Source organism: Rhodococcus sp. LB1, from assembly GCF_001583455.1.
Classification (GTDB): Bacteria; Actinomycetota; Actinomycetes; order Mycobacteriales; family Mycobacteriaceae; genus Rhodococcus_F; species Rhodococcus_F opacus.
In genome coordinates, this window is sequence record NZ_LTCZ01000124.1 from 85,063 (window position 1) to 91,227 (window position 6,165).

Here is a 6,165-nt window from a genome sequence, read left to right on the forward strand (position 1 = left end):
CGCTCTCGGAACTCGGCGTACAGTCCCGCCGAGGAAAGGCCGGACCCACCGGCCCGAGGAAGGACCGAAGCTCATGAAGTGGGCGATTCTGGGTGCGAGCAACGTCGCCGCCACACGCGTACTCCCCGCGTTGCGGGAGTGCGGGCAGACCGCGGCAGTCGTGCTCAGCGGCGACGCGGCGCGCGCGGAGGACTACCGGCAGGCCAATGACATCGAGTCCGCCACCGGCGACCTGCGCGAAGCGGTGGGCGGGGACGTCCAGGCCGCCTACATCTCCTCGACCAACGACAAGCACTTCGACCACGCCATGGCCGCGATCGACGCGGGTCTGCACGTGCTGTGCGAGAAGCCGCTCTCCTTCGACGTCACGCAGGCGCAGAAGATGGTCGACGCGGCCGCGGCCGCGGGGGTGGTCTTCGCGACGAACCATCATCTCCGCACCCATCCCGTTCACCGTGCGGCACGAAAGTTGCTGGCGGAGGGTGTGATCGGCGACATCCTGTCGGCGCGCGTCAGCAACGCCATTCTGCTGCGCCAGGCCCTGCGTGGGTGGCGTCTCGACGGCGTCGGCGGCGGAGTCGTGCTCGACCTCGCGGTGCACGACATCGATACGCTCCGCTTCGTCACCGGGATGGAACCGGCCATCGTGACGGCGGTGGGCGTGTGCCAGGGACTCAGTGCGGGTCCGGCGGACGCCGTGATGACGAGTGGTGTACTCGGCACTTCCACCCTGTTCTCGCTCCACGACGCATATACGGTCCCGGGCGCCGTGACGGGATTCGAGATCCACGGAACGTCCGGCACTCTCGTCGCAGGCGACTGCATGCGCCCCGATCCCACCGGGACGCTGCGGATCGTCGCGGACGGGCAGGACACGAACGTCCCACTCGAGACCGTCGACAACCTGTACGCACCAGGGATCCGGGCGTTCGTCGACGCCGTCCGCGGGAACGGTGAACCGGTGGCGACCGGACACGACGGACTGCGTTCGGTGACCGCCGCACTGGCCGTCCTGCAGTCGATCGACGAGGGCCGGACGGTGCGCCTCTGAGGAGAGGCCGCTACATGATCAGCCCGCTTGGGCGACGCCGCAGCGGCGACTGTTCCTGCACGGGCATCGAATTCGGCGGCACGGGGTAGGGTGCACCGGCGTTGAGCGTCCCCGCGGCCACGTTCGGCCCGCACTGCGCGATCGCCGCCTGCAGGCGTGGCCCGGGGTCGGTCATCACGGGAACGCCGGCGTTCGGTGCCGACGAGAAGTCGAACGCGGACGTCATGTCGCCGACGGCGCCGCGGCGCCACTCGGTGAGATTGGGGACGGGCACACCGAACCGCTTCTCCAGCAACCGGAGCTGCGACGTGTGATCGAACGTGTCGGACGCGACGAGGCCGCCGCGACTGTACGGCGAGACGATCAGCGACGGCACCCGGAAACCGAGACCGATCGGACCCGGATTGTTCTCGCTCTCCGACACCGTGTTCAGCGGAACCGTCAGATATTCACCCGGGGTGCCCGGCGGCGGTGTGGGCGGGGTGACGTGGTCGAAGAAGCCGCCGTTCTCGTCGTAACTGATGATCAGCGCGGTCTTCTCCCAGATCGCCGGGTTCGACGTGAGGATGTCGAGTACCTCGACGATCCCGACCGCGCCCGCGGCCGGGGGCAGCGCCGGATGCTCGCACGTGAAGATGTTGGGCACGATCCAGGACACCGCGGGCAGGGTGCCGTTCGCGACGTCGGCCCGGAAGTCGTTCGGGTACGTCGGATCGAGACCGCGGCGAGCGAGTTCCGAATTCGGGTCGCTGTACTGCGTGAAGCAGCCGAGCATCCCGTCGAGCGCGACACTCGACACGGGGCCGAGGTCCTTGTTGGCGTACACCTTCCAGCTGACGCCGGCCTCCTGCAGGTTCTCCGGATAGGTGCGCCAGGAGTAGACGAACCTGGGGATCACCGTCGGCGTCTCGACCAGCGGCCCACCGGCCAGCCCGTCCGGATCGATCGTTCCCGTCATCCAGTACAGCCGGTTCGGGTCCGTCGGTCCGAGTACCGAGCAGAAGTAGTGATCGCAGATGGTGAAGGCGTCGGCGAGGTCGTAGTGCACCGGGATGTCGGCTCGCGTGTAGTAGCCCATCGTCGCGGGACCGTTGAGCGGCCCCTCGTGCGCGATGTGCACCGGCATCCACCGGTCCATCGCGCCGCCGTTCCACGCGTCGTGCTGCGGACCCCACGAATGGGTGGGGTCGTTGATGCATTCGCCGTCGAGATGTGTGCCCTGCGTGGTGTCGAGCCGGAACGGGTTGAGAAACCCGGTCGGGGTGGGCCCGGCACCCGGCGTCCAGCCGTACTGCTGCCACGCAGGTGACGGGTCGTCGAACCCGCGCACCCCCGACAGGGTGCCGTAATAGTGGTCGAACGAGCGGTTCTCCTGCATGAGGTAGACGAAGTGCTCGATGTCGTTCAGCGACCCACTGCCGCCCGGGTCCTGCGCGTAGGCGCGGTCGATGACCGGGCCCGCCCACGAGCTGAGGAAGGCGGCGCCACCGGCCGCCGCGGCGGAGGCGAGGAACTTGCGTCGTGAGATGTCCGATGCCGGGGTCACGGATCGTGACGGTAGTCGCTGCGGACGCCGCCCGCCCGGCGAATGCGCAGGTTCCTCTACTGCGGGCCGAAAGGCACGTCACCTTCCAGCGTGATGCGGTGCATGACGCGGTGCTGGGTTCCGTAGTCGCGGTTGGCGTAGTGCGCGGTGCTGCGGTTGTCCCACAGCACGAGGTCGCCGAGGCGCCAGCGGTGCCGCACGATGTGCTCGGGTTTGGTCAGGTGTGCGTAGAGGAAGTCGAGGATTCCCCGGCTCTCCGCCTCGGACACTCCGGCGATGTGGGACGTGAAGCCCGGGTTCACGAAGATGCCCTTGCGTCCCGTCTCCGGATGTACCCGCACGACGGGATGCTCGACGGGCACGAGCGCGGTGACTTCCTCACCGTCCCAGACGTTTCCCTTGCCGCCCCGCATCTGCGCGAGGTAGTACCCGAACTCGCGGTTGCCGTCGTGCACCGCGGTCAGCTGATCGATCATCTGCCGGACCGGCAGCGACAGCGACTCGTACGCGAGTTGGCTGTCGGCCCAGTTGGTGTCGCCGCCGTGCGGTGGGAGGACGACGGGACGCAGGATCGACCCCAGCGGCGGTCGCTTCATGAACGTCACGTCGGTGTGCCACACGTCGGCGAAACCGTTGTCCTGGCTGTCGAGCGCGTACACCTCCTGCGCGACGTCGCCGCTGTCGTGGACGGGGTGCCCCGCGGTCAGCCGGCCGAGCCGGCGACCGAACTCGATGTGGCTCGTGTCGTCGAGTGACTGACCGCGCAGGACCAGCACCTTGTGTTCGGTCAACGCCGAACGGATCGCGGCGACCTCGTCGTCGGTGGCGGACGCGATGTCCAGGCCGATGATCTCGGCCCCGAAGTGGGGGCCGAACTTGTCGAGCGTCAGCGACGCTGTTCTGGTTTCGAATGCAGTACTCATGGTGTCTTTCCGCGAAGGTGATGGTGCCTGGGTACGGGCGCACCGGCCCGGACCTGCGAACGCGGAGAATGCGTGAGGAATGACCGGATGCCGGAGGCTACCGAGGAGTGGACAGCACGCGGTACGCGCGCCGGACCATCAGCAACAACAGATGTTGGCGCACGTACGGCACAGGTCGACGGTGAGGCGTCGCACCAGGTGAGTCGTATGCACGAAGCAATTCCTACCGGATGGGAGGGAAATGAGCAAGCTCGGGGCAATCGGCGGCGATCAGCTCCAGCGCGCCTGACCACCGTCGAGCGGGATGGTGGCACCCGACAGGTAACCGGCGTCGGGGCCGACGAGGAAGACGACGGCACGTCCGATGTCCTGCTCGCAGTCACCGATCCGGCCGAGCGGGATCGACTTCACGAACTCGGCGGCCTCCTCGGGGTTGTTCTCCGTCCACCATTTCAGTCCCGGGGACAGTGCATGCGGCGCAATCGCGTTGACGCGGATTCCGTCGGGTCCCCATTCGCTGGCCGCGGTCCGGGTGAGCGAGCGCATCGCCTCCTTGGTGGCCGCGTAGAGGCCGTAACCGCTGGTGTCCCACCGCACCGCCGAGGAGCTGACGAGGTTGATGATCGAGCCGCCGCCGCGCGCCTTCAGGTGCGGGTAGCACAGCTGCATGAGGAACAGGGTGGCCACCGGACCGACGGCCATGGCACGGTCCAATAGTTTCGGAGTGATGTCGAGGAGCGGTCCGAGCGCGCTCGCGTTGGCGTTGTTGACGAGGATGTCGATGCCACCGAATTCGTCCACGACTCGGTCGACCATCGGGCCCAGTTGATCGCGTTTGCTGACGTCGCAGACGATCGGCTCGGCGATGCCGCCGAAGTCGGCGATGGCGGCGCACGTGTCGACGAGTTTCGCCTCTGTTCGCCCGACCACCGCGATCCGGGCGCCTTCCTTGGCCAGCGCGAACGCCATGCCGGCGCCCACGCCCTGACCGGCGCCGGTGATCAGTGCGACCTTGCCGTCCAGTGTCCCCATCACGAGTCTCCTTTGCCGGGTTCCGTGTCGGTTGCCCACCGGTTGGACGTCAGCCGGAAGCTGGGAATGTCGGCCAGCGACATCACCGCCTCGTATGTGCGCTCGTATCCGGTGTGGGCGATCCGCCATCGGCCGTCCGGTCCGCGGACGTAGCGGTCGGAGTAGAACGCCGCCCCGCGCAGCACCGTGTCGTGCTCCGGGATCAGCACGATGTCGGAGAGGTACCAGCGTCCGGTCGCCGTGTCGCCGTCGACGTCGATCTCCGGGTGACCGCAGTGGTGTTCGGTGATGGTCTGCGGCCCCAGATTCGACTTCATGAACTCGACGAGCGCGTCCCGCGACTCGAACGCGAGATGCTCACCGTAGTTCGCCGTTGCGTCGGGGAGGAGCGTGTCGGCGAACTCGTCCCAGCATTTCGTGTCCAGGGCCCGCAGATACGCGTACTTGAGCCTGCTGATCGCGGCGACGGCCTCAAGATCCACGGAATTCACCCTTCGTCCGCCCCCAAAACTGACACCTGTTCTACCACGGATCGTCAGGTGTGGGGGCGGACTCGAGGATTACCGGCCGACGCTGCCCGCGGCGGTCATCGGCTGACGCTGCCCGCGTCGGTCATCGACTGACGCTGCCCGCGTCGACCGGCAGGGCGACGGACGTGATGTACCGCGCCTCGTCCGAAGCCAGGAACAGCGCGGCGTTGGCCACGTCGACCGGCTCGATCCACGGAATCGACAGCATGTTCATCGTCACGGCCGCAGCCGCGAACTCTTCGCGGGTGGGGTGCTCGAGGTCGGGCCGGAACGCCCGCCGCACCATGTCGTTCTGGATCATGTCCGTGTCCACGTTCGTGGGATGCACGCTGTTGACCCGCACCCGGTGCGGCGCGAGCTCCTTGGCCAGCGACCGCATCAGGCCCACCACCCCGTGCTTGGCCGCGGTGTAGTGGGCGACGCCGACGAGCCCGCGCAGCCCGGCGATGGAACTCGTCAGGATCATCGCCCCGCCGCCCCGCTCGATCAGGTGCGGCGCCGCAGCCTTGCACGTCTGCCACACCCCCGTCAGATTGACGTCGAGCATCGTCTGCCACGTCTCGGAGTCGAGCTCCAGCGCGACACCCGAGGACGTGATGCCTGCCGTGGCGCACACGAAGTCCAGCCCGCCCAGTTCGCCGGCCGCCGCGGTGACCGCCTCGGCGAGCGCCGTTCCGTCACGCACGTCCACCTGCGCGGTCACGATCCGGCGGCCGGTGTCCCGGACCAGTTTCGCGGTCTCCTCGAGGTCCTCCGGACTCGCCGGTGGCGTCACCACCGTGCCGACCGGGCCACACAGGTCGACGGCGACGACGTCCGCGCCCTCCTGTGCGAACCGCAACGCCTGCGCCCGGCCGATCCCGCGTGCGGCACCGGTGACCAGGACGACTCTTCCGTTCACTCGACCTGTCATCTCTACACCTTCTGGGTCAGTCCGGCGTCGACCACGAGTTGTGTGCCGGTGATGTATCGCGATTCGTCCGAGGCCAGGAACAGCAGCGCATTGCTGACGTCCCGCGAGTCCAGCCACGGAACGGGCAGCATGTGGTTCGCTGCGAGGACGGGGACGACGTCGTCCCGGGT

The 6,165-nt window shown here is 68.0% G+C and carries 7 protein-coding genes; 1 reads left to right on the top strand and 6 read right to left on the bottom strand.

All coding sequences use genetic code 11. From position 1 onward, the window contains the following. Positions 1 to 73: 73 nt before the first annotated feature. The gene (locus tag AZG88_RS18970; protein ID WP_061698554.1) at positions 74 to 1,051 is read left to right on the top strand and encodes a Gfo/Idh/MocA family protein; all 978 of its coding nucleotides are present in this window, start codon (positions 74 to 76) and stop codon (positions 1,049 to 1,051) included. Positions 1,052 to 1,061: 10 nt separating this feature from the next. Here AZG88_RS18970 and AZG88_RS18975 read toward each other — a convergent pair whose 3' ends face one another. The 6 genes from AZG88_RS18975 to AZG88_RS19000 form a co-directional block, all read right to left on the bottom strand. Further along, a complete protein-coding gene (locus AZG88_RS18975; RefSeq protein WP_061698555.1) occupies positions 1,062 to 2,597 on the bottom strand; it encodes a phospholipase C in 1,536 nt (511 codons plus the stop codon). Positions 2,598 to 2,653: 56 nt separating this feature from the next. Beyond that, a complete protein-coding gene (locus AZG88_RS18980; protein WP_061041233.1) occupies positions 2,654 to 3,520 on the bottom strand; it encodes a TauD/TfdA dioxygenase family protein in 867 nt (288 codons plus the stop codon). Positions 3,521 to 3,790: 270 nt separating this feature from the next. After that, on the bottom strand, positions 3,791 to 4,552 hold the full coding sequence (locus AZG88_RS18985; protein WP_005251203.1) for an SDR family NAD(P)-dependent oxidoreductase: 762 nt from the start codon (positions 4,550 to 4,552) through the stop codon (positions 3,791 to 3,793). Next, on the bottom strand, positions 4,552 to 5,034 hold the full coding sequence (locus AZG88_RS18990) for a nuclear transport factor 2 family protein (RefSeq protein ID WP_005251201.1): 483 nt from the start codon (positions 5,032 to 5,034) through the stop codon (positions 4,552 to 4,554). Before AZG88_RS18990 ends, AZG88_RS18985 begins: the two co-directional genes overlap by 1 nt. 130 nt (positions 5,035 to 5,164) lie before the next feature. After that, complete coding sequence (locus AZG88_RS18995; RefSeq protein ID WP_061698556.1) at positions 5,165 to 5,995, bottom strand: mycofactocin-coupled SDR family oxidoreductase; 831 nt, start codon at positions 5,993 to 5,995, stop codon at positions 5,165 to 5,167. A gap of 2 nt (positions 5,996 to 5,997) precedes the next feature. Beyond that, positions 5,998 to 6,165, bottom strand: a 168-nt coding sequence (locus tag AZG88_RS19000) for an SDR family oxidoreductase (protein ID WP_156517534.1), incomplete at its 5' end; no start/stop codon positions are given.